Source organism: Vreelandella zhanjiangensis DSM 21076, from assembly GCF_000377665.1.
Lineage (GTDB): Bacteria > Pseudomonadota > Gammaproteobacteria > Pseudomonadales > Halomonadaceae > Vreelandella > Vreelandella zhanjiangensis.
Map to the genome: position 1 here is coordinate 267,753 of NZ_KB898651.1, position 26,889 is coordinate 294,641.

The window sequence follows — 26,889 nt, forward strand, 5'->3', positions numbered from 1 at the left end:
TCCAGCAAGAGGTTAAGGCGATGCCTTCAGAGCAAGTGAGGTCTGGTGATCCTGCCATCCCTGCGGCGTTGCGATACGTTCGGTAATACGAATATCTTGCTCGGCAATATGGGTAATGCGCCCATACTCTTCGCCTATAAAAGCCCCCACCTGGGCACTGACGACGGTTTCTCCAGGGGTTTCAATCAGAGCAGTACGGCGCCCTTGAATGGTGGTAAGCGTGCCTACCAGGCGCAGCGCAGAAAGCGGATAGTGTTCAAGAGGCTCTAATGTGCGCTGCGGATCTGGCGCCTGCGTATCGCTTTGAACAAGCGCTTGTTCAGGCAAGCGGGCCGATGTCTGGAAGGGACTACGACGCTCTGCGAAGTGATACCCCGGCACTGAAGGCACGCTAATCGGTTCATGACTTTCAACAGATTGGGGATTGGGCGACAACCGCAGCGCCTCAAGCGTTGCGTCTAACTGATCAAGCTCAGGCCCATGACACCCTGTAAGACACAGCGCGGCGAGCAGGCTGGCCAGCCACCTCATGGAGCTGTTACTCCGTCATTCAGCTCTTCTTGACGCGAACTCTCGCTGGCCGCGCTGCTATACGCCTTGGCGACCAGACTCAAGGTTAATCCACCACTGGGGCCTTCAGCTGGCGCCAGGGTGATAGTGTGCTGTGTGACAAGACGAGGCAATGAACTGATATCATTTATAAACTGCGCCAACTGGTGATAGCTGCCCAGCACCCTGATATCGAGTGGATGCTCGCTATAAAAGTTATGGATGACAGTGGGCCGTAAATGGATAGCCTCAATGGCCAGCTGATTCTGTTCAGCGGCGTTACTAATGCTGTCCAGCAGCGACGGAATCTCGGCGCGGGTGGTCCACATGCCGCGGATGCTCACCATCTGCGCGGTCAGGTCCGTCAGCTGGTTACGCACGTTATTAAGCAACCCGGCAGCATGAACGCTGCTTCGGTAGTTATTTAATAGCCTTACTTCCTGGCGCTGCGCGCTTATCAATGCCGATCGGTAGTCACTAACCCACCACACGCTGCTTACTGCCAGCGCCGTTACCAACACCAGTACGCCACACAACACTTTTACAAGCCACGGCCAGATTCCCGCATCGCGTAGATCAAGCGTTTGCCAGTCAAGCGCACGCAGCCGCTGCCATTCACTTTGCCATTCACTCTGCCACTGCTGACGGCTAAACTTCATGGCGAACCACCTCCATCAGCCGGTGCTGAACGTTGGCCGGTTTGCGTCACTTCAAAATGAAAAACACTTCCGCCATCCTGCACGCTACTTACTTCAGATAGCAGAGGAACACCCAGGCCCGGCATCTCAGCAAGGCGGCGCAACTGCTCCGACACCTGACGCTCATTGTCCGCCACCGCCGACACGCTTATCTGATGCGCTTGCCGTTCAAGGCGCCGATAAGTCACTCCTTCGGTAAGGCTTGAAGCAAACGCATTAAATAGCTGGGGCGTTTGAACGCGTTCATCAAACAGGCGCTGAAACTGAGTTAACTGCTGGCTTAACTGCTCTACCTTCTTAACGTAACGCTCCGCCTCGGCAATTTCATGGTCAAAGCGTTCTATATGGGCCGCAATATGCGCATTGCGCTGCTCCTGAATAGCAAGCGCTCGCTGATAGACATGGGCGACCACACCACCCAGAGCAATACCGACGATGAGCAACAACAGCATAACGGCGTAAAAAAGGCGCGTGTGTTTTTCGCGGCGCGCTTCTCGCCACGCCAGCAGGTTGATATCGATAGTCACGCCCCCGCCCGCATGGCAAGCCCACTGGCGGTAAGCAGCGCCGGTAGATCCCGGGCTAGCGCCTGGCGATCCAGACGTTTGTTGATCTGCATATGCTGAAGCGGATTGGCCAGCGTCACCGTCATGCCGGTAGTCTTCGCCAGATAGACGGCCAGTCCCGGAATAGCGCCGAAGCGTCCGGTTAATACCAGGTGCGTCACTTTCGACTGCCTGCCGCTTACATAATAAAGCTGCAGGGCGCGAGCGATGTGCCGGGCCAGCGTATCCCCAAAAGAGCTGAGTATCGCTTTTGGAACGTCATCAGGCAGGTCATCGTGTGCGTTAGTTTGAGTGCGCGAGTATACGATGCGGCCCTCGTGAATAACGTGTAGCGCGCTTTTATGCGTGCCTATATCCACAAGACCGACGCCAGCGGTAATGTCTACGGGTAACGAGGCGCGCATGGCGGCAAATCCACGCTCAATGGCAAAGGTGTCGACATCAACAGCCATCGGCTCAAGGCCCGCACGCTCGAGCGCTTCGGTCACCTGCCAAATATCCTGCTGGCGGCAGGCTACGAGCAGGACCTGCTGTAAATGCGGGGCAAGCGGTACCGCGCCCAGGCAGGTGAAATCAAAAGCCACTTCATTGAACGGAAAAGGGATGTGCTGGTCTGAGTCGACCACTATGCGCTCCTCGATTTCCTGCTCGTTCAAAGCCCGAGGAAACGTGAGCATTTTGGTGATGGCAGCGCTGGCGGGCACTGCTACGATCGCTTTACGAGTGGTGGGCTTAGCCTGATGAATCGCGCGGTTTAAGCTATTCGAGACATCGTTTATATTATTAATACGCTGTTCGTCCACCGCGCCTTCTGGCAGCGGGTGAATCGCAAAGCTTTCTACCTGGTAGGTATCAGGCCTCTTTTTAAGTTCCAGCAGCTTGACGGATCTTGAAGTAATATCGATACCGATCAACTCTTTACTGGCTTTCAATAAGCGCATTGTCGGGTTGGCCCTGCCTTGTGATATGCCTGCGGTCCGGCGGTTCAAACATTAGTTAAACAGCCCGCAGTTGAATTTACGGTATATCAACACTGGTGGCGGCTGCCTCGCCTTCCTATAATGGCAGCCAATTGCGTGATACGGCCGTTTAGATGCCGATCCTATTCTCCTTTTCATGGGTGCCCTCTGTTCATGACGTTTTTGCGAACCCTCATTCTGTCGCTGTTCTTTCTTATCGTGTCGTTAATAGGGGCTTCCGCGCTCGCCGTGGTGGGCGCTGCTATCTATTTCTCTCCCGGTCTGCCTGATGTGCGTCAGCTACAAAACTTTGAGCTGCATTCACCACTACGCATTTACACCAACGACAGCAAACTGATCGGTGAATTTGGTGAAGAGCGCCGGGTAGTTGTGGATTTTGATGAAATTCCTCAGGACATGGTGAACGCCCTTATAGCCGCCGAGGACACCAACTATTTTGATCACGCCGGGGTCGACCCCCGCGGGCTTGCCCGGGCAGCCGTTGAGCTTGCCCGAAGCGGAGGCGCTATCCAGTCAGGCGGCTCGACCATCACCATGCAGGTCGCGCGTAACTATATGTTGACGCTGGATCAAACGTTTACCCGTAAAATCCGTGAAATTCTGCTTGCCCTGCAGATGGAAAAGCTGCTCAGCAAGCAGGAAATCTTCGAACTTTACGTTAACAAAATTTTCTTAGGAAATCGAGCGTACGGTATTGCAGCAGCAGCCGACACTTATTACGACAAACCGCTTTCCGAGCTTACCCTGGCTGAAACCGCGATGATTGCGGGTCTGCCCAAAGCACCTTCCGCGTTTAACCCGCTTGCCAATTCCGAGCGTTCGCTGATTCGCCGCAACTGGATTCTGTTCCGCATGCGCGAGCTGGGTTATATCGATGACACCACCTATCAGTCAGCGGTACAGGACCCCGTCACCGCTCGCCGCCACTTTACTCAAACCGAAGTAGACGCTTCTTACGTGGCTGAAATGGCGCGCCAGTACGCGGTTGAGCGCTTTGGTGATACTGCCTACACCGGCGGTTACCGCATTTATACGACGCTGGATAGCAGGCTACAGCCGTTTGCGCGCGACGCCCTGGCCAACGGCCTGCGTGAGTATGATTTACGCCACGGCTGGCGCGGTGCCGAGCAGCGCGATATCGCTCCGAGCCTGGTTGAAGCACAGGAACGCACCGCGACACAGGGCCTTGAGGAGGAGCTTTCCGAGTCCCCCGAGATTCGTCAGACCGCGCGTCAGGCCGCTGAACGCAGCCAAACGGAAATCGCCGGTGTTGAAGGCGACGTCAGTAACTGGCTGCAGGTACTGGAGCGCACCCCCAACTATGGCCTGCTGAAGCCAGCCATAGTGGTCAATAGCAGTGGCCGTGAAATGCAGGTATTGGCCCGCGGCGGTGAGCTGCACACCATCAACTGGGATGGCTTAAGCTGGGCACGCGCCTATCAAAGCCCGCGTAGCCGCGGCGCAGAACCCAGCTCAGCGGACCAGATTGCCGTGCGCGGTGACCTGGTGCGTATTCTCGAAACCCAAGATGGCACGGTACGCCTTTCACAGCGGCCGGATGCAGAAGGCTCGATCGTTGCCCAAGACCCGCGTACCGGCGCTATTCTGGCCTTGCAGGGCGGGTTTGATTTCAATGCCAGCAAGTTCAACCGTGCGATTCAGGCCCAGCGCCAGTCAGGCTCCATCTTTAAGCCGTTTATTTATCTAGCGGCGCTGCAAGATGGTGAAATGAACGCGGCAAGCGTGGTCAACGATGCACCGGTCGTGCTCGATGATGGCAGCAACTCGCTATGGCGCCCGGTCAACTCCAGCCGTGATTTCCAGGGACCGATGCGTTTACGCCCGGCACTGGCTCGCTCGCGCAATCTGGTCACCATTCGCGTTTTACAAACCATGGGGCTAGATCATACGATCGAATTCCTGAAAGGCTTTGGCTTCTCTCAGGATCGCCTACCGCACGGCCTTTCCCTGGCCCTGGGTAGCGCAAGCCTGACGCCTATGGAAATGACCAACGCCTACTCCGTGCTTGCCAACGGTGGCTTCCAGGTCACTCCCTGGTTTATCGAACGCGTTACCCGCAATGACGATCACGAGCTTATTGATGAAGCCACTCCCCAGGTTGCCTGCCCCAGCTGTGTAGAAGGCCAGGAAACCGTCGAGATCGATGGGCGTGAATATCCGGTTGCCAAGCGCGTTGCCGATGCGGCGGCCACCTATATTCTGCGCGATATGCTGCGTGATGTTATTACCTCGGGCACCGGTCGCGGCGCATTAAGCCTCAACCGTGACGATATCGTGGGTAAAACGGGTACCACCAATAGCCAGCGTGATGCCTGGTTTGCCGGTTTTAACAGCAATTTGGTGACCACCGTGTGGGTGGGTAAAGACAGTAACGAAACCATTGCGGAATATGGGGCGAATGCAGCGCTACCTATCTGGACAGACTTTATGGGTAAAGCACTGGAAGGCACGCCGAGCGCCGTTCTGGAGCGCCCCTCTACCGTTGTGACTGCCCGCGTAGATCCCAACTCAGGTCGTCGTTTACATGAAGACCAGCCGGGAGGCATTAGCGAGTTCTTCCACCAGGATCACTTGCCCGACTACCAGTCACGCGGTATCAGCCGCGAGCTGGAAGAAGCCAGTGGCTCACAAGGCTCTGGCACCGCGGAATCGATCTTCTAAGCGATGCCTAACGCTTAGTAACAGCTAAAGAAACGCAAAAGCCCGGAAACCTAATGGTCTCCGGGCTTTTTTAGTAAAGGGCAGGCTCAGACGGTTGGGTCGAAAAGCTTCACTTCGCGAATATCAATATGCTCCCAAACCTTTTGAGTCACATACGGTTCTTGCTCAAGCCAAGCTTCGAAGGCATTCCGATCAATAAACTGAAAATGAGCATTTGAACCAATCATCTTGCCATCATCGTTCAACATTACCCCGCCACTGATAAAACTACCTTGCTGATAAAGTCTGCGCAGCCCCTCTAAATGGCTTTGTCGGCACGCTATACGACGATCTAAAGCGCCCTCATCGGTATAGTCATGAGCCACCACGGCATATTGTTTCATAGTCAGCTCCTACGGGTATCTATCAGGCAATACTCACAGGCCGACTTCATTGCTCGACCTATGAGCACTGCTTTAAACATTAATTTTATTAGTAAGCTACCGGCGCAGCTGGCGCTTCACGCTTGCTGGCTCTCCAGTTCAGGCCAATGGCCACGATCATCACCACAACGCCGATTACCTCGGTCAGCAGGCTCGGGTAGAACACGCCAAAGATAGCCGCGCTGATCGCCAGGCGCGGCAGCCACGACATGCGGGTAAACAGATACCCTTCCAGAGCCGCGGCAAAGGCACACAGCGCCAGAATGGCAATTACTGCATTCCAGGCCACCACCAGCACAGGCCCACCCACGATAATCTCAGGGTTGAAGACCATAAACAGCGGAATCAGATAAAGCCCTTTGGCGAATTTCCAGGCCTGGAAACCGGTCTCCATGGGTTTACTGCCCGCGATGGCCGCCCCGGCAAACCCTGCCAGGGCAATGGGCGGCGTCACGTTAGAGTCCTGGGAGTACCAGAACACCACCAGGTGAGCAATCAGTAGCGGCACGCCAAACTCAGAGGTAAGCGCGGGGCCAACTAGCACGATCAGCACGATGTAGCTGGCGGTTACCGGAAGCCCCATCCCCAGAATCAGGCTCGCCAACAGCACCATGACCAGCGCCAGCACCAGGTTACCGCCCGAGAACGCCAGCATCATGGAGGAGAATTTGAGTCCCAGGCCCGTCAAACCTACAACGCCGACGATAATACCCGCCACGGCGCAGGCCATGGAAACCGCCACAGCATTACGGGCGCCCAGCTCAAGCCCTTCCACCAGTTTGGTTAACCCGGCCCAGATAACGTTTTTGGTCCGGCTAAGCGTCACCGGCTGGCCCTGCCCCGGGGCCACGAAAAAGTACCATAGCGCATAGCGTATGACGGCCACGGCTACCATGGTGATGACCGCGTAATAACCTACCCGCATGGGCGAAAGGTTCATCACCAGAAGCCACACCAATACCGCCAGCGGTAGGAGGAAATGCCAGCCCTCTTTCATCACCTGACGCATTTGCGGCAGCTCGCTTCTCGGCATGCCCTGCATACCCTGTTTAAGGGCAATAATGTGTACAAACAGGTAAACCGTCGCGAAGTACATAATCGCTGGCAGAATGCTGATCTTGACGATATCCAGGTACGGCGTATTGGTATATTCGGCAATCAAGAAGGCGCCCGCGCCCATCAACGGCGGCATGATTTGTCCACCGGTTGAAGCAGCTGCCTCAATACCGCCCGCCTGCTTGGGCTGGTAGCCCAGTTTTTTCATCAGCGGAATGGTAAAGGCGCCAGTCGTCACTACGTTGGCAATCGCGCTGCCCGAGATAGAGCCCATACCCGCCGAGGCAAGCACAGCGGCTTTTGCCGGGCCGCCACGCTGGCGCCCCGTGGCGGCGTAGGCCATATCGATAAAGAACTTGCCCGCGCCGGTGCTTTCCAGAAAGGCGCCAAACAGCACAAAGATAAAGATGTAAGTAGCCGCCACGCCCAGCGGCAGGCCGAAGATACCTTCTTGGCCCAGATAGAGCTGCCCGGCGACCCGATCGAGCGTATAGCCGCGGTGATTCAAGATACCGGGCAGCCACTCGCCAAGCCAAGGCAGCTCACCGCGCGGACCGGCAAACGCATACACGATGGCTAGCACGCCGATAATCGTCATGCCAAGCCCCACCGCACGTCGGCTGGCTTCCAGCACCGTGACCGTGGCGATACAGGCCACCATAATATCGGTATCACTCCAGAACCCGGCACGGCTCACAATCTCGTCCAGGAATAACACCAGATAGCCGCCGGTAATCAGCGCACCGGCAAAAAAGACAAGATCGATACCCCAGCCGAGTACACCGCGTTTACGCTTGGGTCCAAACGCTGGGAACATCAGAAACGCCAGCAGCATGATCAATGCTAAGTGGATGCCACGCTGGTAAAACAGTCCCAACGGCTGAATGCCGGCGGAGTAGAGTTGGAACAGGGAAAGTCCTACCGCCACGATGGTGATAAGCCACAGCACCACGCGCGGTTGAATCGCATTACCGCCTGGCATTAATACCGGCGGTGGATTGGATTCGTTCATAAGTCCTCGGAAAATGTTGTCTAGCTTGTTTTTACTGATCGGTGTTTTGGTTACTTAAGCTCTAGCGGCCTAGTGATAGTGCTGCGTTTTTATTGTCTGCGGGTTTATTTAACAATATATTTGTTTACAGCAGGTTTATTAAGCTTTCCGTATTCAACGTGGTGAATCATCTGCCAATGACGAACCGTCTATGAGCTGGATCATCACTCGCTGCCCGGCCGCCCGCTCACTCAGACTAATGCTTGGATGCTCGCCATCAGGCCATACCACCTGATGGTTGACTGCCGGTGAGCCGACACGTAGAAGGTAGCGATTATTGGCGACAGGCTCGTTGATCGCGTTAATCCAATAGCCTCCCTGGCCGTCAGACGTCTGCTCCCCCCGGCCAAACACGTGCCCAAGCCCCGCTGCAAAGTCAGGCTGGTGGCTGCGTTCCAGTTGCATGACACCGGCCTCATTGCGATAGCAGTCCAGCACCGTGAAATGCTTGACCGAGTGCTTCCATTCAATACACCAGCGCGCCCCGGCGGGCGCCTGCTCGTCTAACAACGTCTCGCCCTGCTCGGTAGTGACCGAAAGCCGCCAAGACGCAGACGCCGAAGCAGGGGAAGCCCCGACTTCGGCGAACGGCATGCATATGAACAAAAGCGCCATCAGTCGTCGTTGTTGCCGCTGCATGGCGAAATGCCCTTTATTAGCGATTAGCAAAACAGCCGCTTGTAAAAGCAGCTGTATAGGCCATCAGTTAAGGACGAAGACGGTCCGGGATCTCAACACCGGTTTCTTCAAAATAGCGAATAGCGCCCGGGTGCAGCGGCACCGGCGTTGACTGCATGGTGAATTCCACCGTGGTGTCATTGGCTGCCGGGTGTACTGCGATCAGCTCATCGGTGTTTTCAAACAGCAGTTGGGTCAGCTGGTACGCAAGCTCCTCATCCATATCGGCATTGACCACCAATACGTTGGGGATACCGATGGTCTGAACCGCTTCATCCATGCCGTCGTACATACCGGCGGCCAGTTCGTAAGGTGCGAAAACCGCTTCTTCTTCCTGAGCATTGGCGATTTCTTCATCCGACAAACCAATCAGGCGGATATCGCGCGTGGCTGCCAGGTTAAGAATCGAGCTAGTCGGTGGGCCAACGCTCCAGAAACCGGCATCGATATCGCCATCGCGAATCGCATCGGCCGTTTCGTTGAAGTTAAGGCGCTGGGGGGTAAAATCTTCGTAGCTAATACCGTTGGCTTCAAGCACCGCACGGGCATTAAGCTCCGTACCGCTTCCCGGTGCGCCAACAGATACACGCTTACCGGCGAGATCGGCAATCGACTCAATATCCGATTCGGCAAGCGTTACCAGTTGAACCGCATTGGGATATACCGACGCCAAGGCACGGGTATTTTCAATCTGGCGGCCTTCAAAATCGCCGGTGCCGGTATACGCCTGATACACGGTGTCGGCCAGGGCCAAGGCAAGGTCGGCGTCGCCACGCATGATCAAACCCATATTTTCAACCGAGGCGCCGGTAACTTCCGCAGTCGCCTGGGCGCCTTCAATACGGTTATTAATCATTTCCGCAAGGCCGCCACCGATGGGGTAATAAACGCCACCCGTGCCGCCCGTTGCAATTGAAAGTTGTTGGGCACTGGCCGGTAACGCGACGGCTAACATGGATGCTGCAGCTGCATATTTTAATGTTTTCATGCGTATTGCCTCCGTCCTGCTTGGACTTATAGGTATGGTTTGACGATAGGGAGGTGTGGAGCCCACCGCCCCTGTTCCATCAGAAGCGGTAGAGTGACGTTAGCACGGCTTGTGCGTTGATGTTAATGGGACAATAGTGCGACGACCTGTTGAGTAATATGCGCACCGATGGGCAGCGCCGAGGTGGCCGCCGGTGAAGGCGCATTGCCGACGTTCACCGTTCGGCGTGTATTCACGAACACAAAGTCATCCACTAGTTTGCCCGCTTTAGAAACCGCCTGCGCGCGAACGCCCGCCGGATAAGGTTTGAGATCCTCAATCGTTAATTGCGGGCAGTATTTGCGTACAAGCTCCAGGTAACCACGCTTGTAAAACGAGTTTTTCATTTCTCCAAGCCCTGGTTTCAAGTGTCTGCCCAACACTTTTAAAATCCCCGGGTGGGTGAACATCTGCCCCATATCGCGCAGCGACATATCCTGCTTGCGGTAACCTTCGCGCTTGAGCGCCAGCACTGCATTGGGGCCCACCGTTACGCTGCCGTCGATCATGCGGGTCAGGTGTACGCCCAGAAAAGGCATGGCCGGGTCAGGAATGGGATAAATCAGATGGTTGACGATGTGATTATGCTTCTCGGGCAACAGGTAGTATTCGCCTCGGAACGGGCAGATGGTAAAGCCAGGATCCTGGCCCAGCATGCGAATCACCCGGTCGGCCATTAACCCGGCACAGGTCACCAGATAACGGCTTGAGAAGGTATCGTCAGTGGTAGTTACCACTACCTCGGAACGCCGTTCTTCCAGCCCTTTCACCTCAACCCCATACTGGATTTTGCCCCCCAAACGCTCGAACTCCGCCGCCATGGCACGGGTAACCTGGGCATAGTTGACGATGCCGCTTGAAGGCACAAAGATGCCCGCTTCCCCGCGGATGTTCGGCTCGCGCTCTTTAAGCGCTTCAGCGCTTAGCCACTCTCGCTCAAGCCCATTGGCCGCCGTACGCTCCCAAAGCGCCTGCATACGCTGGGTTTCCAGAGCGTTGGTAGCCACCAAAAGCTTGCCACAGATGGAGTAATCCACTCCGTGCTGATCGCAGAACTCGCGGGTAGCGCGATTTCCTTCAAGGCAGAACTTGGCCTTTAAGCTTCCCGGCGTGTAATACACCCCGGCATGAATGACGCCGCTGTTATGGCCGGTCTGGTGCTGCGCGGGGCCGCGCTCTTTTTCCAGCACAAGTAGGCGCTTGTCGGGGTACGTCTGCTGAAGTTGCATGGCGGTCGACATGCCCAGAATTCCCCCGCCAATAATGATGAAATCCCACATTAATAACGCTTCCTGTGCCAAATTGTTAAAATTTATTGATAATAGCCGTTATTCTTCTACTTTCACTTATTTGCTACAAGATCACCAGGGAGTCGCGCTGTTATGGCGATTGCCATGGAAATTGATAGAGAGGTTGCCATGGAGCCAGATGCGCCGCGTCAGAACTTAGCGATTAACGCTTATCGCACGCTCAAGCACGATATTATCCGTGGCCGCTATGCGCCTAAAGAAAAGCTTTTAATGAGCCGCCTGAAAGAGTGCTACGGGGTTAGCACAGGGCCGCTGCGCGAAGCTCTTTCCCAACTGGTCGCCGACCGGCTGGTGGTGGCGATTAGCCAGCGCGGTTACCGCGTGGCCCCAATGTCGCTTGCCGAACTCAACGATATTTATGATGCCCGCGCCCAGCTGGAAGGCCTGATTCTGCGCCTAGCCATCGAGCGGGGTGACGACGACTGGGAAGCGTCGGTGCTGGCCACGGCCCACCGGCTTGCCAAAGTGACCGATATCAGCTCCCCCGATGAGCTGCTGGATGGCTGGGACCTGCGCCATAAAGCCTTTCATACCGCCATCGCAAGCGGCTGCAACTCCCCTCACCTGCTGCAGATGCGCAATACGCTGTTTGATCAAGTTGAGCGCTATCGCCACTTATGGCTTCAGGAAACCGTCATGTCGCCAGCCGCGCTTGAGCAAAAGCGCCAGGAGCACGCCGCGCTGGTCGACGTAATTCTAGCGCGCGATGCTGAAAAGGCCGCGATCTTGATGCGCGACCATCTGATGACGCCCGTTCCCATTATTACCCGAGTACTTCAGAACCGGGGAATCAGCTAAATTCTGCATTTTAAAAAAATGTAGATATTTTTAAATAACGGCGATACATTGAGTTTACTTGCACAGTTTTTAACTACGTAGTAGATCAATTTTTAACTACGTTAGATCAATGGATCGCCGTGGGCGCCTGGGTGTGTCTACGCGAAATGCTTTCCTCAAGAATTCTTCTTAAGAACTAGCCAGGAGCTTCGTAATGACACATTTCAACTGGGATGACCCGCTACTGCTCGAGCAACAGCTCACTGACGAAGAGCGCCAGATTCGCGATGCGGCCCACGACTACTGCCAAGAAAATCTCCAGCCCCGCGTATTGAGCGCCTTCCGCGAGGAGCGCTTTGATCGCGAGATCATGTCTGAGATGGGCGAGCTTGGCCTTTTGGGCGCTACCGTGGCAGAAGAGTACGGCGGTGCAGGCGTCAATCATGTGGCTTATGGCCTGATCGCCCGCGAAGTAGAGCGCGTCGATTCCGGCTACCGCTCGGCCATGAGCGTGCAGTCGTCGCTCGTTATGTACCCCATCGAGACGTACGGTTCTGAAGAGCAGAAACAAAAGTACCTGCCCAAGCTTGCCAGCGGAGAAATGGTTGGCTGCTTTGGCCTGACCGAGCCAGATCACGGCTCCGACCCCGGCAACATGATTACCCGCGCTGAAAAAGTCGACGGCGGCTACCGGCTAACCGGCGCCAAGATGTGGATTACCAACAGCCCGATTGCCGATATCGCCGTTGTATGGGCCAAGTCTGCTGCCCACGACAACCAGATCAAAGGCTTTATCGTAGAGCGCGGCACCGAAGGTTTCTCCACCCCGAAAATTGAAGGCAAGGTGTCGCTGCGCGCTTCGATTACCGGCGAAATTGTGCTGGATGGCGCATTTGTGCCCGAAGAGAACCTGCTGCCTAACGTCAGCGGCTTGAAAGGCCCGTTTGGCTGCCTGAACAAAGCGCGCTACGGCATCGCCTGGGGCGTCATGGGCACGGCTGAATTCTGCTGGCACGCCGCCCGCCAGTACACGCTGGACCGCAAGCAGTTTGGCCGCCCGCTGGCCGCCAACCAGCTGATTCAGAAAAAGCTCGCCGATATGCAAACCGAGATCACCCTGGGCCTTCAGGCCGCCCTGCAGGTAGGCCGGTTGATGGATAGTGGCAACTGGACGCCGGAAATGGTCTCGCTGATCAAGCGCAACAACTGTGGCAAGGCGCTGGATATTGCGCGCATGTCGCGGGATATGCACGGCGGTAACGGTGTGTCCGATGAGTACGGCGTAATTCGACATATGGTGAACCTGGAGTCGGTGAATACCTACGAAGGTACCCACGATGTACACGCGCTGATCTTGGGCCGTGCACAAACCGGCATTCAGTCGTTCTACTAGGGTTTGTACGAAAAATCGCAGAGCGAAGGCCAGACAAGGCAAAAATCAGCGAAAAAACGGAGTTTACAAGTGTAAATGAGTATTTTGAGCTGATTTTTAACGCCGTATGGCCGAGTGCAAGCAGTTTTCGTATAAAGCCTAAGCCGTTTTATTCTATAGGCCAAAGGAATCACCATGAGCACTCCTTCCAAACCGCTGGCTGGCATCAAGGTACTCGATATCTCCCGCGTGCTGGCTGGCCCGTGGTGTGGCCAGATGCTCGCCGACATGGGCGCCGATGTGATCAAGGTCGAGCGCCCTGTCGCCGGTGATGATACGCGTCACTGGGGCCCACCCTGGCTTAACGGCACGGCGGAGTCGGCCTATTACCTGTGCGCCAACCGCGGCAAACGTTCGGTCACCATTGATATGGCCAAGCCGGAAGGCCAGGCACTTATCAGGCAACTGGTGGCCCAGTCGGATGTGTTACTTGAGAACTTTAAAGTCGGTGGGCTGAAGAAGTACGGCCTGGATTACGCAAGCCTGAAAGAGCTCAATCCCAAGCTTGTCTACTGCTCGATCACCGGCTTTGGTCAGGAGAGCCCCTACGCCCACCGCGCAGGTTACGATTTCATGATTCAAGCGATGGGTGGAATCATGAGCCTAACCGGCAAGCCCGATAGCGAGTCCGGCGGCGGCCCGGTAAAAAGTGGCGTGGCGTTTACCGATATTTTCACCGGCCTGTATGCCACCAATGCCGTTTTGTCAGCGCTTTATCAGCGCCGTGATAGTGGTATGGGTTGCCATATTGATATGGCACTGATGGATGTTCAGGTAGGCGTACTGGCCAACCAGGCGCTCAACTACCTAACCTCCGGCAACGTGCCGCAGCGCCTGGGCAATGCCCATCCCAATATTGTGCCCTACCAGGCATTTGCCACTCGGGATGGTCACATCATTGTCGCGGTGGGTAATGACGAACAGTTCAGGCGCTTTTGCGAGGTGCTTGCGTTAGGGCATTTGGCCGTTGACGAGCGATTTGCCACCAACGGGGCACGCGTCCATCACCGGGAAAGCCTGGTACCTGTGCTTGAGGCGGCACTGGCTCAGCGCACTATCGATGAGTGGCTCGCGGCCTTTGAAGCGGTAGGCGTGCCTTGCGGCCCCATCAATACGCTTGACCGCGTGTTCGATGACCCGCATGTCAAAGCGCGCGGCTTGAAGCAGACGCTACCGCACACTCAGGCAGGCCAGGTAGATCTTGTCGCCAACCCCATTCGTATTAACGGGCAGTCGCTAAGCGCTACCACCGCGCCGCCGAGTTTGGGTGAGCATACCGAGCACGTATTAAACGATATAGGCATTACGCCAGCCCAACAGCAGGCACTGCGCGAGGCGGGCATTATTTGATTGAGCACTGTCCATTAACAGGTTTAACGTTTGAAGCGCTCTTAACGGGGCGCTTTTTATTGCCACCTAATCTTTATCCCATCAATTGAGGCTAGGAAGTTCATCCTAAGCCGCGCTTATCCGCTACACTACTTACTGTTTTACATTTATGTGTCCGTTTGTAAACAACAAATGTTTGCAATAAAGGATTGGTCGGACGCAGTAAGCTAGGAGGCTTTATGGGAAACTGTGCACGCGTTAATGGCAGCTGCAAACGCTGTGAAGGTGAATTGCCATTTGCTTTTACCATGGCATTTCAACCGATTGTTAATCTCTCGACTGCCCGGGTAGATACTTATGAAGCCTTGGTACGCGGGCCCAATGGCGAATCCGCCTGGAGCGTTATCTCCCAGGTAACGGACGACCTGCTCTACCAGTTTGATCAAGCCTGCCGCGTCAAAGCCATCGAAATGGCAAGCCATCTTGGCATGCAGACCAATCTGTCGATTAATTTTCTCCCCAACGCGGTTTACGAGCCCACCGCCTGTATTCAGGCAACGCTGGATATCTCACAGCAGGTAGGCTGGCCAATCGAACGGCTTATCTTTGAAATCACCGAAACCGAGCGCGTTATAGATCGTCAGCATTTGCGTAATATCGTCAATGCCTATCGCTCGATGGGCTTTAAAACCGCGCTGGATGATTTTGGCAGCGGTTACGCCAATCTGGATATGTTGACCGACCTCACGCCCGATACGTTAAAAATCGACCGCCAGCTGGTCATGAGCTGCGATCAGGATCTGCGCCGCCAAGCTCTTTTGCAGGCGATTATTACTCTGGCCCAACAGTTGGGTATTACCGTTATCGCTGAAGGTGTGGAAACCCATGCTGAGGCACTTTGGCTGGCAACTAACGGCATCATGCGCCAGCAGGGCTTCTACTATGCCAAACCAGTCGTTAACTCACTGGGAGATGACCTATCCGTGCGGTTAAGCGCGCTACGCGATGAAGTGCGCTTAGGCAAGGATCAAGGGGATCTACATGCTTGATATAAATCTTGATCAGATATATCAGCTGTTTACCCGCTCAAAACGCAATACTGAGAACATTATTCAAACCGCCCCGCTAGGCATTTGCGTTACCAGCCCTGACGGCTATTTTGAGATGGTGAATGCCGCTTACTGCCAGTTTTATGGCTACACGGAAAGTGAGCTTTTAGGCAAGCACTTCACCCAGATGGTATCCCCTGTCTATCGCGATAGATTAACCGACCTTCACGACGAGTTTATTCAAGGCGACAGCAACCAGGAATTACGTCAGGAGTGGGAAGTGCTGAGTAAACAAGGCGAGGCACGCACCATTATCGCTGAAGCGGCGCGTATCGAAGGTGATGACGGCCTGCCGCGCAAGGTCACCTTCATTGTCGATATCACCGAGCGCAAGCAGCTTGAAGAGCGTTTAAAGCTGGCCAACGAGCGTTTGGATCAGCTCGCGCATCGTGATGAATTAACCGGCCTGTTCAATCGCCGTGCCGGGCTTAAGCGTCTGGAAGAAGAGCTTCAGCGCTGCCAGCGTTATGAAAGCACGTTGAGCGTTGCCATTTTCGATCTGGATCGCTTTAAAACGATCAATGATACCTATGGCCACGGCATTGGTGACGATGTGCTCAAGGAAGTCACCGCGCTGGTTGGTCAAACCCTGCGCACTACCGATATTCAGGTACGCCTGGGCGGTGAAGAATTTCTGGTGATCATGCCGCAGGTGGATATTCAGGCGGCGCAGTGCGCAATTGAACGGGTATGTAATGCCGTTGCCAGCACGCCTTTCACCAAGCAGCAGTTAATCGTCACTGTATCCGCCGGTATTGCGTGCTACGTTGATACATCCAACCGCTGCCTATTGGATCGTGCAGATAACGCCATGTATCAAGCCAAGGAGGCCGGTGGAAACGGTGCCGTCATTGCCTAGTGAATCATTATATGTGGTGAATCAACATCGGCGCCCGCGATGCTAAATCGACTCTCCAGCCTGAGGAGTAACGTTATGAGCAATGCTGAGCTAAACAAACTGAAGCAAAAATACGTTGCCAATGGCGCAGCGAGCCCTGCCACAGCGTTTGCCGACCATGCCGAAAATGCCGAAGTGTGGGATGCAGACGGCAACCGGTTTATCGACTTTGCTGGCGGCATTGGTGTGCTGAATATCGGCCATCGCCATCCGAAAGTGGTTGCGGCGGTGAAAGCGCAGCTCGATAAGGTAATGCACACCTGCCAAACGGTAATGCCCTATGAAGGCTACGTCAGGGTTGCAGAACGTCTTAGCCACCTGGTGCCCGTTCGCGGCCATGCCAAGGTCATGCTCGCCAACTCCGGCGCCGAAGCGCTGGAGAACGCGGTCAAGATAGCTCGCGCCGCCACCGGTCGCTCCAACGTTATCTGCTTTGATGGCGGCTATCACGGCCGCACCTTCTTCACCATGGCGATGAACGGCAAGGTCGCGCCGTATCAGACCGACTTCGGCCCCATGCCCGGCACCGTGTTTCGTGCGCCCTACCCGGTGGACTACCACGGCGTCAGTGAAGACGAGGCGATTCGCGGCCTGATGATGACGCTGAAAACCGACGCTGGCCCCGCGAATACGGCGGCTATCGTTCTAGAGCCAGTGCTCGGTGAAGGCGGCTTTTATCCCGCACCGGCATCGTTTCTGGAAAAGATCCGTATCATCTGCGATGAACTCGGCATCCTGATGATTATCGACGAAGTACAGTCAGGGTTTGGGCGTACCGGCAAGATGTTCGCCATCGAGCACAGCGGCGTTGAGCCTGACATCATGACCATGGCAAAAAGCATGGCTGACGGCATGCCGATTTCGGCCGTAGTGGGCACTGACAAGATCATGGATGCCTCTGGCCCGAACTCGCTGGGCGGCACCTACACGGGCAGCCCTACCGCCTGTGCCGCAGCGCTTGCCGTCATGGATGTTTTTGAGGAAGAAAATATCCTGGAGAGAAGCCAGGCCTTGGGCGAGAAGCTCGCCAAGCGTTTCCACCAGTGGCAGGCACGTTACGACGCGGTGGATAACGTCCGCCATATGGGCGCCATGGCCGCCTTTGAGCTGGTATCTGATAAACACGCCAAGACGCCTAATGCCGAGCTTGCCGGTGCCTTATGTAAAAAAGCCCGGGAAGAAGGCCTGATTCTGCTTTCCTGCGGCATGCATGGCAATACCATCCGCTTCTTGATGCCAATTACGATTGAAGACGACGTCTTGAACGAAGGGCTGGATATTATTGAGTCGTGCCTGGAAGCGCTTACCGATTAAGCGCTTGGTAAATAACGCTGCCGCCTGAATCAGGCGGCAGCGTTGCTTGAATGTTGTCGTTTTATCGAAGCCCTATTCTTTCGGACGACGATCGCCCTCCAGGAAATTCGCCGTAAATACCGCCTTGCCGTAAGTTTCAAAAGACCACTTCATGACCTCGCTCAGCGCATTCATCACGGCATCAAATTCGCCAAATACCTGGGTGCTCATTCGGTTGGGATAAACCTCCAGGCCTGACGCCTCAAGGCGCTTTACCACATCCTTCACCAGCGGCTTGAAGTCGTGGGCCAGCGGGTAATAACTCAGCTGTACGGAAAGATACATAGTGCCTCCTTACGCGCTTTGATTGGATCTGTCAGATACCTTGGGTAACTGCTGCCAGGCGGTCAAAATCGCTTGCAGGGTATCGTCGGGATACTCCATGGGAAACATGTGCGTTCCGGGAACATAGCTCACCGGTAGGCCGTGGCGCTTTAGACGCCGGATACGCGAGGCGATGAGCAGATCTGATTCCTGGCCTGCGATAAGTGCCAGCGGCACACCGGCACGGCGCGGCAAGCGCGAAAGGTGATCCGGCAAATGGCGGAAAATCTCCACTTCGACACGCGGGTCAAATGTCAATTCGGCGCTGCCATCCTCGAGTACCCGTGTTCCTGCTTCAATGTAGTCGTTAAGCGCCGTGGGGGTAAAGCGACGAAACAGGCCACGTCGGCTTAATGAGGTAGCCATTACCTCACGGCTTGGCCATACGCTGCGGCGGCCTTGGGTTTTACCCGCAGGCGTTACACGGTCGATAAAACCAAAGCGCTTGGCCGCCTTCATGGCCCAGGCATCAACTCCCAACATTAATGGCGGGTCGAGCATAATGACCCCGCTAAAACGCTCAGGCTGCTTGTCAGCAGCCATCGCCATCAACACCCCACCCAGTGAGTGCCCCACGCCCAGCAACGGCGCCTGAGTATCCGGCAGGTAGCTTAATAGCTCATCGACCAGATTGGTCCAGTTGTGGTTAACCGGGTAGTTCGGATGGTGCCCCAGCCGATCCAGTGGATGAACGTCAAAGGTTTCCGCCAGGGGTTCGAGCAGGCTTTTATAGCTTAATCCTGGAAAACCGTTGGCATGGGCAAACACTAAAGGGGGTCGTGAAGCGGCAGTTGTTGTCATGGTGCTCTTAGACCTTTAAGCAGCGATTATCGGTAGTGACGCCTCTATCATACGTCTGTTTTAACGCGCCCTTGAAAAGCCGTCAATCGACATAAGGTTTAACAGGCTAACGAATTGGTCTTGGAGCAATGACTTTCAAAAATTGTGATTTTGACTTCAAAACAGGGAGAGCTGCTCGGCAGGTGCCGCCTCAGCCAAGCGGTAGCCGACACCCAGCAGCCGCACCGGGCGCTCGCCGCGTGCCCAGCCCACATTCAGCAGCGTTTCGAACTGCTCAAGGTTGGGTGCCGGGTCGGCGTGTTCTACGGTGGTTTGGGTAAAATCGTTAAACTTCACTTTAACCATTAATCCTCTGACCCCAGGCGGTGGATCAAGGCGCGCATAGCGGCGCTCCAGATCTTCTAAAAGCAGAGGCAGCTCCTGGCGGCAGGCCGCAAGCGACGGCAAATCCTTGGCGTAGGTCTGTTCGGTACTCACCGATTTACGCTCGCGGTGGGTTTTCACCGGCCGTTCGTCGTAGCCAAAACTTAGCTCATGCAGGCGTTTACCAAAGCGGCCAAAGTGTTCCACCAGCTCGGTCAGCGGGCGGGTACGCAAATCGGCGCAGGTATGAATATCCAGCCGGGCCATTTTTTCGGCCGTGCGCGGGCCAACGCCATGAATCTTTTTGACCGGAAGCGTTTGTACAAAGCGCTCTACTTCATCGGGGGTAATCACGCACAGGCCATCGGGCTTGTTCCAGTCGCTGGCGATTTTGGCCAGAAACTTGTTGGGGGCAACGCCTGCCGACACCGTAATGCCCACTTCCTGGCTGACGCGTTCGCGAATCGCCTGAGCCATGCGCGTAGCGCTCCCCTGATGCAGAGTCACGTCCGATACATCCAGAAAGGCTTCATCTAGCGACAGCGGCTCGATTAAATCGGTAATCTCGCGATAAATCGCAAACACCTGGCGCGCCACGACCTTGTACTTGGCCATATCGCCACGAATAAGGGTCAGATGCGGGCAGCGCTTAAGCGCCTGGGCCATGGGCATGGCGGAGTGAATGCCGTATTCGCGGGCGGGATAATTGCAGGTGGCGACCACCCCGCGCTGCTCGACGCTACCGCCAATGGCGATAGGGATATCCTTGAGCGCAGGGTTATCGCGCATTTCAACCGCCGCATAAAAGCAGTCACAGTCGCAGTGGATAATTTTGCGCACTGGCCACCCTTCTCACCTGTAAAAAACCACAGTTTATCACAGGAGTTACTTATTCTTTCAGATGCCGCTCATTAAGGTGGCGCTCACTCAGGTGCCGCAAAAAGTGCGCAATACCTGCTCGTTGTCACTTGCTGGTGCCGCCAGGCGGCGAGCTTCGGTTGATTCGTCGTAAGGCTTCGTCACCACCGCCAGTAGCGTATGGAACGGCGCGAAATCGCCCTTGTAAGCGGCATCAATGACTTCTTGTACGCGGTGGTTGCGCGGAATAATGATCGGGTTCGCACGGCGCATGACATCAAGCCTTGCGGTATCCGTTGCAGCCACCGCTTCCGCCTGCCATGTATCCAACCACTCGGCCAAGACCTCGGGCTGGCTCGTCAGCGCCAGCAATGCTTCGCGGCTTGCTTCACCAGGCGAGGCCGCGCAGTGGGTTAACGCATCGAACGTCGCCGTCATATCCATGCGCCCCTGATACATATGGCTTTGCAGGGCTTCCATTAAGGCGTCGGCCTCATCGCTTTCCACCGCCAGGCCTAGCTTATCGGCACGCAAACGGCGCTGTTCGGCGCTAAACAGGGGCTCAAAGTGGCGGATGGCATCGGTCGCTTGTTCTACCAGAGCGTCACCCTCTTCACGCATCAAGAGCAGCAGGGTTTCGGCAAAGCGGGCCAGATTCCACTGGGCAATTGCCGGCTGGTTGGCAAACGCATAGCGGCGCCCCTGATCGATGGAGCTATATACTTTCTGCGGGTCAAACTGCTCCATAAATGCACACGGGCCGTAGTCGATGGTTTCACCCGCGATGCTGCAGTTATCCGTATTCATGACGCCGTGAATAAAGCCCACGCTCATCCAGCGCGCAATCAGCACGGCCTGGCGGGCCACCACCGCTTCAAGCAGCGCCAGATAAGGATCTTCCGCATTGGCGGCCTCTGGGTAGTGGCGCGCAATCACATGGTCCGCCAGTGCTTTTAGCGCTACTTCATCCTGGCGCGCGGCGGCAAACTGAAACGTCCCCACGCGCACATGGCTACTCGCAACCCGGGTAAATACGGCGCCGGGCTCGGACATCTGGCGCACCACCCGCTCGCCGCTAGCAACCGCCGCCAGGGCACGGGTCGTCGGAATGCCCACGGCGGCCATAAATTCGCTAACCAGGTATTCACGCAGCACAGGGCCAAGCGGAGAGCGGCCGTCACCACCGCGCGAGAAAGGCGTTCGCCCGCTGCCTTTAAGCTGGATATCCCGGCGCCTGCCCTGCTGATCAACCACTTCGCCTAGCAACAGCGCTCGGCCATCACCCAGCTGCGGCACGAAGTTGCCAAACTGATGGCCTGCGTAGCCCAACGCTTTGGGTTCGGCGCCGGGCATGGGCGTATTGCCGCTCAGCCACTGGGCCAGGGTGGCATCATCAGGTATGTCGCTAACGCCCAGCTCGTTTGCAAGCGGGCGATTAAATGCGATAAGCGCAGGCTCAGCCACGGGAGTAGGCTCGCAGGCGATCCAAAGCGGCGCGGGGAGCGTTGCGTAGTGGTGTTCAAAGGGCAGCATGTTCGCCTCCACTTTCATTGAGTGTGATCTCCTAATACCCTAGCAGCTCCCTCAAGTAGACGGCGAGATAATGTCATCCCTACCTGAATCTTCCCTGCTTCCTCTTACGCGCGATTTTTATCAGCGCGACACCGTGGCGGTGGCCAATGATTTACTCGGCTGCTGGCTGGTGCGTGAGGTGGACGGCGCCTTGATGGGCGCACGGATTGTTGAAACCGAAGCGTACTGCGGCGCGCACGACTCGGCATGTCACGCACACCGTGGATTGACGACAAGAACCGCCGCCATGTTTGGCGCGCCCGGTCACGCGTATATCTATTTGGTGTACGGCATGCACTGGCTATTCAATATCGTGACAGAGCCCGAAGGCTCGCCGTGTGCCGTGTTGGTGCGCGCCGTTGAACCAGTATTAAACGAGCAGGCCATGCGTGAACGGCGCCTCACCCCCGGCAAACAGTTGAGCAATGGGCCCGGCAAGCTAACGCGGGCGCTTGATGTGGATAAAGCGCTCTACGGGCACGATTTAACTCGCGCCGAGCGGCTCTGGATCTGTGCAGGCAGCCACGACATTCCGATTGCCAGCGGCCCACGCGTGGGTATCGACTATGCCGAACCGCATGACCGCGATGCGCCCTGGCGGTTCTGGCTGGAAGGCAATCCCTGGGTATCCAAAGCACGTTGAGTAGAGGCTAGCTGCTCGACCGCATGGGTGAGTACGGGGGTCAATGGCGCACGCCATTGATGGGTAAGCAGCGCATCCGCCCGGGTGACGCCCAGCGACAACGAGGCAATGGGTAAGCCCATGGCATGCGCCTCACGACAGAAACGGTAGCCTGAAAACACCATTAACGAAGTGCCTACCGCAAGCACTGCCTGGGCATTTTTCAGGCCCGCCTCGGCCGCCAGCCGACGCTCTGGCGGTACAACATCGCCGTAATAGACCACGTCAGGCTTGAGAATGCCGCCGCAGCGCGGGCAATCCAATACCTGAAACGTACTGAAATCGGTTTCGAGATCCGCATCGCCGTCTGGGGCATGCGTGGCATCAAGGGCGGCAAAAGCCGGGTTCATGCGCGCCATTTCGCTATGCATGGCGTGGCGCATCATCTGGTAATGGCAGGTCATGCATTTTACAAGATCCGCCCGACCATGCAGATCAACCACCCGCCGGGAGCCTGCACGCTGATGAAGACGGTCCACGTTCTGGGTCACTAACAGCTCGATGAACCCCATCGCTTCAAGCACCGCCAGCGCCCGGTGGGCACCGCTTACCTGAGCCTCGCGCAGGGCTTTAAACCCGACCAGCGCGCGCGCCCAATAGCGCTGACGTACACTGGGCGATGCCATAAAATCACCGTGCTGAACGGGCGGCGGCCGTTTCCACTGGCCGTTGGCATCACGGTAATCAGGGATGCCGCTGTCGGTACTCACACCCGCACCGGTAATGACCCACAATTTTGGGTGCTGCTCGATAAAATGGGCCAGTTCATCACCCAGTTGGGCCACACTTTTTTGCATTTTCACGGCCTGCGTCAATGGTTCACCCTAGGCAATTTTCCACTATCTCGACGATACTGTAGGACAATAAGGGCACATGCAACGGCTAATGCCATGCACAATAGCGGTGCCCCACAAGCATTCAAGGAGCGCCTCATGCAGAGGGATCACGATATTATTATTGTTGGCGGCGGCATGGTAGGTGCTGCGCTAGCTGCCCGGCTGGGCAATGCGGGCTACTCCATCGGGCTGATCGAGCGTGGCGACGCGCCTAAAGAGCCCAGCGGCGACTATGACCTGCGCATCTCATCACTGAATGCGCGCTCGCTTGCATTTATCAAGCTCAGCGGCACCGAACTGCCCGAGGATCGCTGCTGCCCGTTCCGGCACATCGATGTCTCCAATCAGGACGGCACCGGCCATAGCGTGTTTTCCGCCGCCGATAGCGATATGGACGACTTCGGCCTGTTTATCGAAAACCGCACGCTGCAATACGCGCTATGGGAGCGCCTGAAAGAACTCCCCAGCGTTACCTGCTATACCCACAGCGCCCCGGTTAATACGCTGGCGTCTGGTGAAACGCGAAGCGTCGAGCTCGATAACGGCAAGCTATTGAGTGCAAGGCTTGTAGTCGGCGCAGACGGTGCCAACTCGACCCTGCGCAAGCTGGCCGGTATCGACGTTACCCAGCACGATTATCATCAGCGGGCCATGATCATCAACGTGGAAACCGAGCTTCCCCAGCAGGATGTGAGCTGGCAGGTGTTTACGCCCACTGGCCCGATTGCCATGCTGCCGCTGCCCGGCCATAGGGCATCACTGGTGTGGTACGACACCGATGAGGCCACCAAAGCCCGCGAGGCGATGGAAGACCATACGTTGAAAACCGCCATTGAAGCGGCCTTCCCCAAGCGCCTGGGCAACCTGATCCGGGTTGTTTCTCACGCAAGCTTTCCCATCAAGCGCCAGCACGCCCGCCGCTATATCGGCAAGCGCTTGGCGTTAATTGGCGATGCCGCGCACGTGGTTCACCCGCTGGCCGGGCAAGGCCTGAACATCGGCCTGCACGATGCCGACACTTTGGCCGACATGGTCATCAAGGGCCGTGACCCGGGCGATCATATCAACCTGCACCGCTTTGAATGGCAGCGCCGCCTGGCCAACCAGGCAATGATTGCCGCCACGGACAGCTTCCACCACCTGTTCACCGGCGCCAAACCGCTGCGCCAACTGGGCGATTTAAGCCTGCACCTGGCCGAGCGCTTCCCGTTTGCCAAACGTATGATGATGCAGCAGGCCAATGGGTTGAATCCGTTCAAGATGCGCTAGTAGCTGATACAGCCAGATGTTTTAGCCGCGAATAAGCCAAGCCGCTGAGCTTGGCTTTGTTAAAACCGTTAGTTACCCCTTGATACGCTCATTCAAGAACTCATGTATCACCGGGATCATCACAGCGCCATGGGTTTCCAGTGCAAAGTGCCCCGTGTCGTAAAAGCGAATATCTGCTTCAGGAATATCCCGCTTCCAGGCTTCAGCCCCCGGCGGAAGAAAGAACGGATCGTGCTTGCCCCACACGGCGAGTAACGGCGGTTGATGCTCACGAAAATAGGCCTGAAATTCGGGATACTTCTCAATGTTGGTTGCGTAGTCCAGCAACAGGTCGAGCTGAATATCGGCCATCCCCGGTTGAGAGATCTGCGCGCCTTCCAACGTATAGGCGTCGGGTGCCACAGCACTGGTATCGCTGACTCCTTCCAGGTACTGCCATTTGATAGACGCCGGCGTCGGAAAGTCGTTCAGGGCATCACGGTTCGCCTTTGAAGGATTTTCCCAATATGTTTTGATCGGCTCCCACCCGGTTGAAAGCCCCTCCTCATAAGCATTGCCGTTTTGCGAAATGATCGCAGTGATTTTTGCCGGGTTAGCCACCGCCAAACGCCAGCCAACAGGCGCACCATAGTCGTGAACGGCAATGGCGTAGCGATCAAGCTTCAACTGATCAGTAAATTGATCAATCGTCTTCGTCAGGTTGGCAAAGGTGTATTCATACTGGCCGCGCGGCGGTGATCGAGTAAAGCCGAACGCTGGCAAATCCGGCGCCACGACGTGATATTCATCGGCAAGCGCCGCAATCACATCGCGCCACATATACGATGAGGCAGCAAACCCATGGAGCAGCAATACCGTCGGCGCCGCCGGATCCCCCGCTTCGCGATAAAAGACATCGACATCGCCCACCTGCTCGAAACGATAATGAACCTGCTGAGTTGTCGAACCAGCGCCCTGCCCGACATTAGCACTCATTGCTTCCTGGATATCGGCAGAGGCCGTTTTGTTTTGCGTTGTCATGGATGACTCCTTAGTAACCGTTAATAATTAATTTTGAAGGTTAGTTAAAATAATAGTAACCTGTCAAATTAAATTTTAAAGGTTACCCAAATATGCCATCACACATTACCCCTCCGTTAATCGCAGGCAATCTCGCCATCGATTTCATCAATACACAGTTTGGCGTAGGGGAAGAGCACCAGGAGTGTCTGACCGACAACAATAGTGTCATCGCGTGGCTTCAACAGGCGGGCGTGTTGCCGGAATACCGTGAAAGCCCACCGCCTGGGCTAGCCCACCTTGCACGTGAATTGCGTGACAACATGCGAGAGCTGCTTATCTCGGCCCAGCAAGGAAGGGGTGCGGATCCCGCAGTGATAAATCACGTGCTGGAACGGGGCTGCCCCCTGGAAAAAATTGAATGGCAGCCAGCGGAAGCGGCATTTCAGAAAAAAACCCTAAGGCGCAACCTAGAAAGCGAGAGCCTGTTGCAGCCTGTCGCATGGGCGTTAGTTCAGCTGCTTACCGAAGAAGATGTACAACTCGTTAAAGAGTGCGAAGCCTCGGATTGCATTCTCCTGTTCCACGATCAAACAAAATCTCACCGACGCCGCTGGTGTAGCATGGCGTCTTGCGGAAATAGAATGAAGGCGGCCGCGCACCGGGCTCGAAAAAAGACCGGATAACCGCACCTTAAAGTAATCAGCAAAACTTGCGCCTTATTCGCTTGTCCTATTTACGACAGAAAACGCCTCAAGCGCTTGATCAAGACTGATTTCCCTTCAACTTTTCCCACCGCCGGTGACACTAGCCATGATGAAAACAGCGTTAGCCCTATCGTTAACCCTATGCACCACGATGCTGATCAGCGGGTGTAACCAAGACACCAATACCACCGCCTCAAACACAGCGGATGCAGATACGGTAGCCGAGCAAAGCCCGCCCCCTCATGAGGTGACCGATCAATGGGTAGGCCGCTGGGTCGGCGTGGAAGGGTTAGTCCTGAACGTCAGCCAGGACGATTCCGCAGGCCCCGGCCATTATCTGCTTGAAATGCAGTACGGCCTGGACGCCGACCAAAGCGGCACATTCGAAGGGCAAGCCACAGACGAAGGCATAAGCTTCAGCCGCGATGATGGCTCACAGTTACTTCGCGCGGGTGACGGCGAAGCCACGGGCTTGAAATGGCTGGCGGAGAAGGAAGACTGCCTGGTAGTGCAATCCGGTGAAGGCTATTGTCGCGATTGACCGGCCCGGCAATCACAAGA

Annotated in this window: 26 protein-coding genes; 11 read left to right on the forward strand and 15 right to left on the reverse strand. The window is 56.0% G+C overall.

The window, feature by feature from the left end; genetic code table 11:
• Positions 1-12: 12 nt before the first annotated feature.
• Genes D467_RS0113505 through pilM form a run of 4 tightly spaced genes read right to left on the reverse strand, consistent with a single transcriptional unit; the run spans position 13 to position 2,754 of the window.
• The gene (locus D467_RS0113505) at positions 13-531 is read right to left on the reverse strand and encodes a pilus assembly protein PilP (RefSeq protein WP_018918056.1); all 519 of its coding nucleotides are present in this window, start codon (positions 529-531) and stop codon (positions 13-15) included.
• Positions 528-1,208: a type IV pilus inner membrane component PilO gene (locus tag D467_RS0113510; protein ID WP_018918057.1), complete on the reverse strand. Its 681-nt coding sequence runs from the start codon at positions 1,206-1,208 to the stop codon at positions 528-530. Before D467_RS0113510 ends, D467_RS0113505 begins: the two co-directional genes overlap by 4 nt.
• A complete protein-coding gene (locus tag D467_RS0113515) occupies positions 1,205-1,774 on the reverse strand; it encodes a PilN domain-containing protein (protein WP_018918058.1) in 570 nt (189 codons plus the stop codon). The genes D467_RS0113510 and D467_RS0113515 overlap by 4 nt, the downstream gene beginning before the upstream one ends.
• Positions 1,771-2,754 (reverse strand): type IV pilus assembly protein PilM, encoded by a 984-nt coding sequence (gene pilM, locus D467_RS0113520; protein ID WP_018918059.1) that lies wholly within the window; start codon positions 2,752-2,754, stop codon positions 1,771-1,773. The genes D467_RS0113515 and pilM overlap by 4 nt, the downstream gene beginning before the upstream one ends.
• A 192-nt stretch (positions 2,755-2,946) precedes the next feature.
• On the opposite strand from pilM, the gene D467_RS0113525 reads away from it, so the two are divergent.
• Positions 2,947-5,475: a penicillin-binding protein 1A gene (locus D467_RS0113525; protein WP_018918060.1), complete on the forward strand. Its 2,529-nt coding sequence runs from the start codon at positions 2,947-2,949 to the stop codon at positions 5,473-5,475.
• Between the two features lie 86 nt (positions 5,476-5,561).
• Here D467_RS0113525 and D467_RS0113530 read toward each other — a convergent pair whose 3' ends face one another.
• From D467_RS0113530 to lhgD, 5 genes are all read right to left on the reverse strand, one after another.
• Complete coding sequence (locus D467_RS0113530; protein WP_018918061.1) at positions 5,562-5,858, reverse strand: YciI family protein; 297 nt, start codon at positions 5,856-5,858, stop codon at positions 5,562-5,564.
• Between the two features lie 88 nt (positions 5,859-5,946).
• A complete protein-coding gene (locus tag D467_RS0113535) occupies positions 5,947-7,965 on the reverse strand; it encodes a TRAP transporter permease (protein ID WP_018918062.1) in 2,019 nt (672 codons plus the stop codon).
• Between the two features lie 153 nt (positions 7,966-8,118).
• Positions 8,119-8,643, reverse strand: a complete 525-nt coding sequence (locus tag D467_RS0113540; RefSeq protein ID WP_040460485.1) for a DUF1850 domain-containing protein — start codon at positions 8,641-8,643, stop codon at positions 8,119-8,121.
• Between the two features lie 67 nt (positions 8,644-8,710).
• On the reverse strand, positions 8,711-9,670 hold the full coding sequence (locus tag D467_RS0113545) for a TAXI family TRAP transporter solute-binding subunit (RefSeq protein ID WP_018918064.1): 960 nt from the start codon (positions 9,668-9,670) through the stop codon (positions 8,711-8,713).
• Between the two features lie 122 nt (positions 9,671-9,792).
• Positions 9,793-10,989 (reverse strand): L-2-hydroxyglutarate dehydrogenase, encoded by a 1,197-nt coding sequence (gene lhgD / locus D467_RS0113550; protein WP_018918065.1) that lies wholly within the window; start codon positions 10,987-10,989, stop codon positions 9,793-9,795.
• A gap of 138 nt (positions 10,990-11,127) precedes the next feature.
• Between lhgD and csiR the strand changes: the two genes are divergently transcribed.
• From csiR to gabT, 6 genes are all read left to right on the forward strand, one after another.
• The gene (gene csiR / locus D467_RS0113555; protein ID WP_026285768.1) at positions 11,128-11,817 is read left to right on the forward strand and encodes a DNA-binding transcriptional regulator CsiR; all 690 of its coding nucleotides are present in this window, start codon (positions 11,128-11,130) and stop codon (positions 11,815-11,817) included.
• 193 nt (positions 11,818-12,010) lie between these two features.
• On the forward strand, positions 12,011-13,189 hold the full coding sequence (locus D467_RS0113560) for an acyl-CoA dehydrogenase (RefSeq protein ID WP_018918067.1): 1,179 nt from the start codon (positions 12,011-12,013) through the stop codon (positions 13,187-13,189).
• Positions 13,190-13,363: 174 nt separating this feature from the next.
• Positions 13,364-14,578 carry a CaiB/BaiF CoA transferase family protein gene (locus D467_RS0113570; protein WP_018918069.1) on the forward strand — a complete coding sequence of 405 codons (1,215 nt, stop codon included), beginning with the start codon at positions 13,364-13,366 and terminating at the stop codon, positions 14,576-14,578.
• Between the two features lie 218 nt (positions 14,579-14,796).
• Complete coding sequence (locus D467_RS0113575) at positions 14,797-15,606, forward strand: EAL domain-containing protein (RefSeq protein WP_018918070.1); 810 nt, start codon at positions 14,797-14,799, stop codon at positions 15,604-15,606.
• Positions 15,599-16,525 (forward strand): GGDEF domain-containing protein, encoded by a 927-nt coding sequence (locus D467_RS0113580; RefSeq protein ID WP_018918071.1) that lies wholly within the window; start codon positions 15,599-15,601, stop codon positions 16,523-16,525. Before D467_RS0113575 ends, D467_RS0113580 begins: the two co-directional genes overlap by 8 nt.
• Positions 16,526-16,600: 75 nt before the next feature.
• Positions 16,601-17,878: a 4-aminobutyrate--2-oxoglutarate transaminase gene (gabT, locus tag D467_RS0113585; RefSeq protein WP_018918072.1), complete on the forward strand. Its 1,278-nt coding sequence runs from the start codon at positions 16,601-16,603 to the stop codon at positions 17,876-17,878.
• Positions 17,879-17,950: 72 nt separating this feature from the next.
• Here gabT and D467_RS0113590 read toward each other — a convergent pair whose 3' ends face one another.
• The 4 genes from D467_RS0113590 to D467_RS0113605 all read right to left on the reverse strand — a co-directional run bounded on the left by D467_RS0113590 (position 17,951) and on the right by D467_RS0113605 (position 21,796).
• The gene (locus tag D467_RS0113590) at positions 17,951-18,202 is read right to left on the reverse strand and encodes a YkoF family thiamine/hydroxymethylpyrimidine-binding protein (RefSeq protein ID WP_018918073.1); all 252 of its coding nucleotides are present in this window, start codon (positions 18,200-18,202) and stop codon (positions 17,951-17,953) included.
• 9 nt (positions 18,203-18,211) lie between these two features.
• Positions 18,212-19,042, reverse strand: coding sequence for an alpha/beta fold hydrolase (locus D467_RS0113595; RefSeq protein ID WP_018918074.1), 831 nt, complete (start codon positions 19,040-19,042; stop codon positions 18,212-18,214).
• A 156-nt stretch (positions 19,043-19,198) separates the two neighbouring features.
• Positions 19,199-20,245 carry a DNA polymerase IV gene (gene dinB, locus D467_RS0113600; RefSeq protein ID WP_018918075.1) on the reverse strand — a complete coding sequence of 349 codons (1,047 nt, stop codon included), beginning with the start codon at positions 20,243-20,245 and terminating at the stop codon, positions 19,199-19,201.
• Between the two features lie 87 nt (positions 20,246-20,332).
• Positions 20,333-21,796 carry a protein adenylyltransferase SelO gene (locus D467_RS0113605; protein WP_026285769.1) on the reverse strand — a complete coding sequence of 488 codons (1,464 nt, stop codon included), beginning with the start codon at positions 21,794-21,796 and terminating at the stop codon, positions 20,333-20,335.
• Positions 21,797-21,866: 70 nt separating this feature from the next.
• Between D467_RS0113605 and D467_RS0113610 the strand changes: the two genes are divergently transcribed.
• Complete coding sequence (locus D467_RS0113610) at positions 21,867-22,478, forward strand: DNA-3-methyladenine glycosylase (RefSeq protein WP_018918077.1); 612 nt, start codon at positions 21,867-21,869, stop codon at positions 22,476-22,478.
• On the opposite strand, the gene D467_RS0113615 is transcribed toward D467_RS0113610, so the two are convergent.
• Positions 22,400-23,314 carry an NAD-dependent protein deacetylase gene (locus D467_RS0113615; protein WP_018918078.1) on the reverse strand — a complete coding sequence of 305 codons (915 nt, stop codon included), beginning with the start codon at positions 23,312-23,314 and terminating at the stop codon, positions 22,400-22,402. The genes D467_RS0113610 and D467_RS0113615 overlap by 79 nt on opposite strands.
• Before the next feature lie 135 nt (positions 23,315-23,449).
• On the opposite strand from D467_RS0113615, the gene D467_RS0113620 reads away from it, so the two are divergent.
• Entirely contained in the window at positions 23,450-24,622 is a 1,173-nt protein-coding gene (locus tag D467_RS0113620) for a UbiH/UbiF/VisC/COQ6 family ubiquinone biosynthesis hydroxylase (RefSeq protein ID WP_018918079.1), read from the forward strand.
• Positions 24,623-24,694: 72 nt separating this feature from the next.
• On the opposite strand, the gene D467_RS0113625 is transcribed toward D467_RS0113620, so the two are convergent.
• Positions 24,695-25,642, reverse strand: a complete 948-nt coding sequence (locus tag D467_RS0113625; RefSeq protein ID WP_018918080.1) for an alpha/beta fold hydrolase — start codon at positions 25,640-25,642, stop codon at positions 24,695-24,697.
• Between the two features lie 92 nt (positions 25,643-25,734).
• Between D467_RS0113625 and D467_RS0113630 the strand changes: the two genes are divergently transcribed.
• Together D467_RS0113630 and D467_RS0113635 are read left to right on the forward strand one after the other, a co-directional pair.
• Entirely contained in the window at positions 25,735-26,307 is a 573-nt protein-coding gene (locus D467_RS0113630) for a CGNR zinc finger domain-containing protein (protein WP_018918081.1), read from the forward strand.
• A gap of 127 nt (positions 26,308-26,434) precedes the next feature.
• Positions 26,435-26,869: a hypothetical protein gene (locus D467_RS0113635; RefSeq protein ID WP_018918082.1), complete on the forward strand. Its 435-nt coding sequence runs from the start codon at positions 26,435-26,437 to the stop codon at positions 26,867-26,869.
• The last annotated feature ends 20 nt before the right edge of the window (positions 26,870-26,889 follow it).

Coding starts and splice junctions, on each gene's coding strand:
- D467_RS0113605 (WP_026285769.1), bottom strand. CDS start 21,796: ATGCTGCCCTTTGAACACCACTACGCAACGCTCCCCGCGCCGCTTTGG.
- D467_RS0113610 (WP_018918077.1), top strand. CDS start 21,867: ATGTCATCCCTACCTGAATCTTCCCTGCTTCCTCTTACGCGCGATTTT.
- D467_RS0113635 (WP_018918082.1), top strand. CDS start 26,435: ATGATGAAAACAGCGTTAGCCCTATCGTTAACCCTATGCACCACGATG.
- D467_RS0113590 (WP_018918073.1), bottom strand. CDS start 18,202: ATGTATCTTTCCGTACAGCTGAGTTATTACCCGCTGGCCCACGACTTC.
- D467_RS0113505 (WP_018918056.1), bottom strand. CDS start 531: ATGAGGTGGCTGGCCAGCCTGCTCGCCGCGCTGTGTCTTACAGGGTGT.
- pilM (WP_018918059.1), bottom strand. CDS start 2,754: ATGCGCTTATTGAAAGCCAGTAAAGAGTTGATCGGTATCGATATTACT.
- D467_RS0113580 (WP_018918071.1), top strand. CDS start 15,599: ATGCTTGATATAAATCTTGATCAGATATATCAGCTGTTTACCCGCTCA.
- D467_RS0113630 (WP_018918081.1), top strand. CDS start 25,735: ATGCCATCACACATTACCCCTCCGTTAATCGCAGGCAATCTCGCCATC.
- lhgD (WP_018918065.1), bottom strand. CDS start 10,989: ATGTGGGATTTCATCATTATTGGCGGGGGAATTCTGGGCATGTCGACC.
- D467_RS0113620 (WP_018918079.1), top strand. CDS start 23,450: ATGCAGAGGGATCACGATATTATTATTGTTGGCGGCGGCATGGTAGGT.
- D467_RS0113625 (WP_018918080.1), bottom strand. CDS start 25,642: ATGACAACGCAAAACAAAACGGCCTCTGCCGATATCCAGGAAGCAATG.
- D467_RS0113560 (WP_018918067.1), top strand. CDS start 12,011: ATGACACATTTCAACTGGGATGACCCGCTACTGCTCGAGCAACAGCTC.
- D467_RS0113615 (WP_018918078.1), bottom strand. CDS start 23,314: ATGCAAAAAAGTGTGGCCCAACTGGGTGATGAACTGGCCCATTTTATC.
- D467_RS0113595 (WP_018918074.1), bottom strand. CDS start 19,042: ATGACAACAACTGCCGCTTCACGACCCCCTTTAGTGTTTGCCCATGCC.
- gabT (WP_018918072.1), top strand. CDS start 16,601: ATGAGCAATGCTGAGCTAAACAAACTGAAGCAAAAATACGTTGCCAAT.
- D467_RS0113525 (WP_018918060.1), top strand. CDS start 2,947: ATGACGTTTTTGCGAACCCTCATTCTGTCGCTGTTCTTTCTTATCGTG.
- D467_RS0113540 (WP_040460485.1), bottom strand. CDS start 8,643: ATGCAGCGGCAACAACGACGACTGATGGCGCTTTTGTTCATATGCATG.
- D467_RS0113545 (WP_018918064.1), bottom strand. CDS start 9,670: ATGAAAACATTAAAATATGCAGCTGCAGCATCCATGTTAGCCGTCGCG.
- D467_RS0113570 (WP_018918069.1), top strand. CDS start 13,364: ATGAGCACTCCTTCCAAACCGCTGGCTGGCATCAAGGTACTCGATATC.
- csiR (WP_026285768.1), top strand. CDS start 11,128: ATGGAGCCAGATGCGCCGCGTCAGAACTTAGCGATTAACGCTTATCGC.
- D467_RS0113535 (WP_018918062.1), bottom strand. CDS start 7,965: ATGAACGAATCCAATCCACCGCCGGTATTAATGCCAGGCGGTAATGCG.
- D467_RS0113575 (WP_018918070.1), top strand. CDS start 14,797: ATGGGAAACTGTGCACGCGTTAATGGCAGCTGCAAACGCTGTGAAGGT.
- D467_RS0113530 (WP_018918061.1), bottom strand. CDS start 5,858: ATGAAACAATATGCCGTGGTGGCTCATGACTATACCGATGAGGGCGCT.
- D467_RS0113510 (WP_018918057.1), bottom strand. CDS start 1,208: ATGAAGTTTAGCCGTCAGCAGTGGCAGAGTGAATGGCAAAGTGAATGG.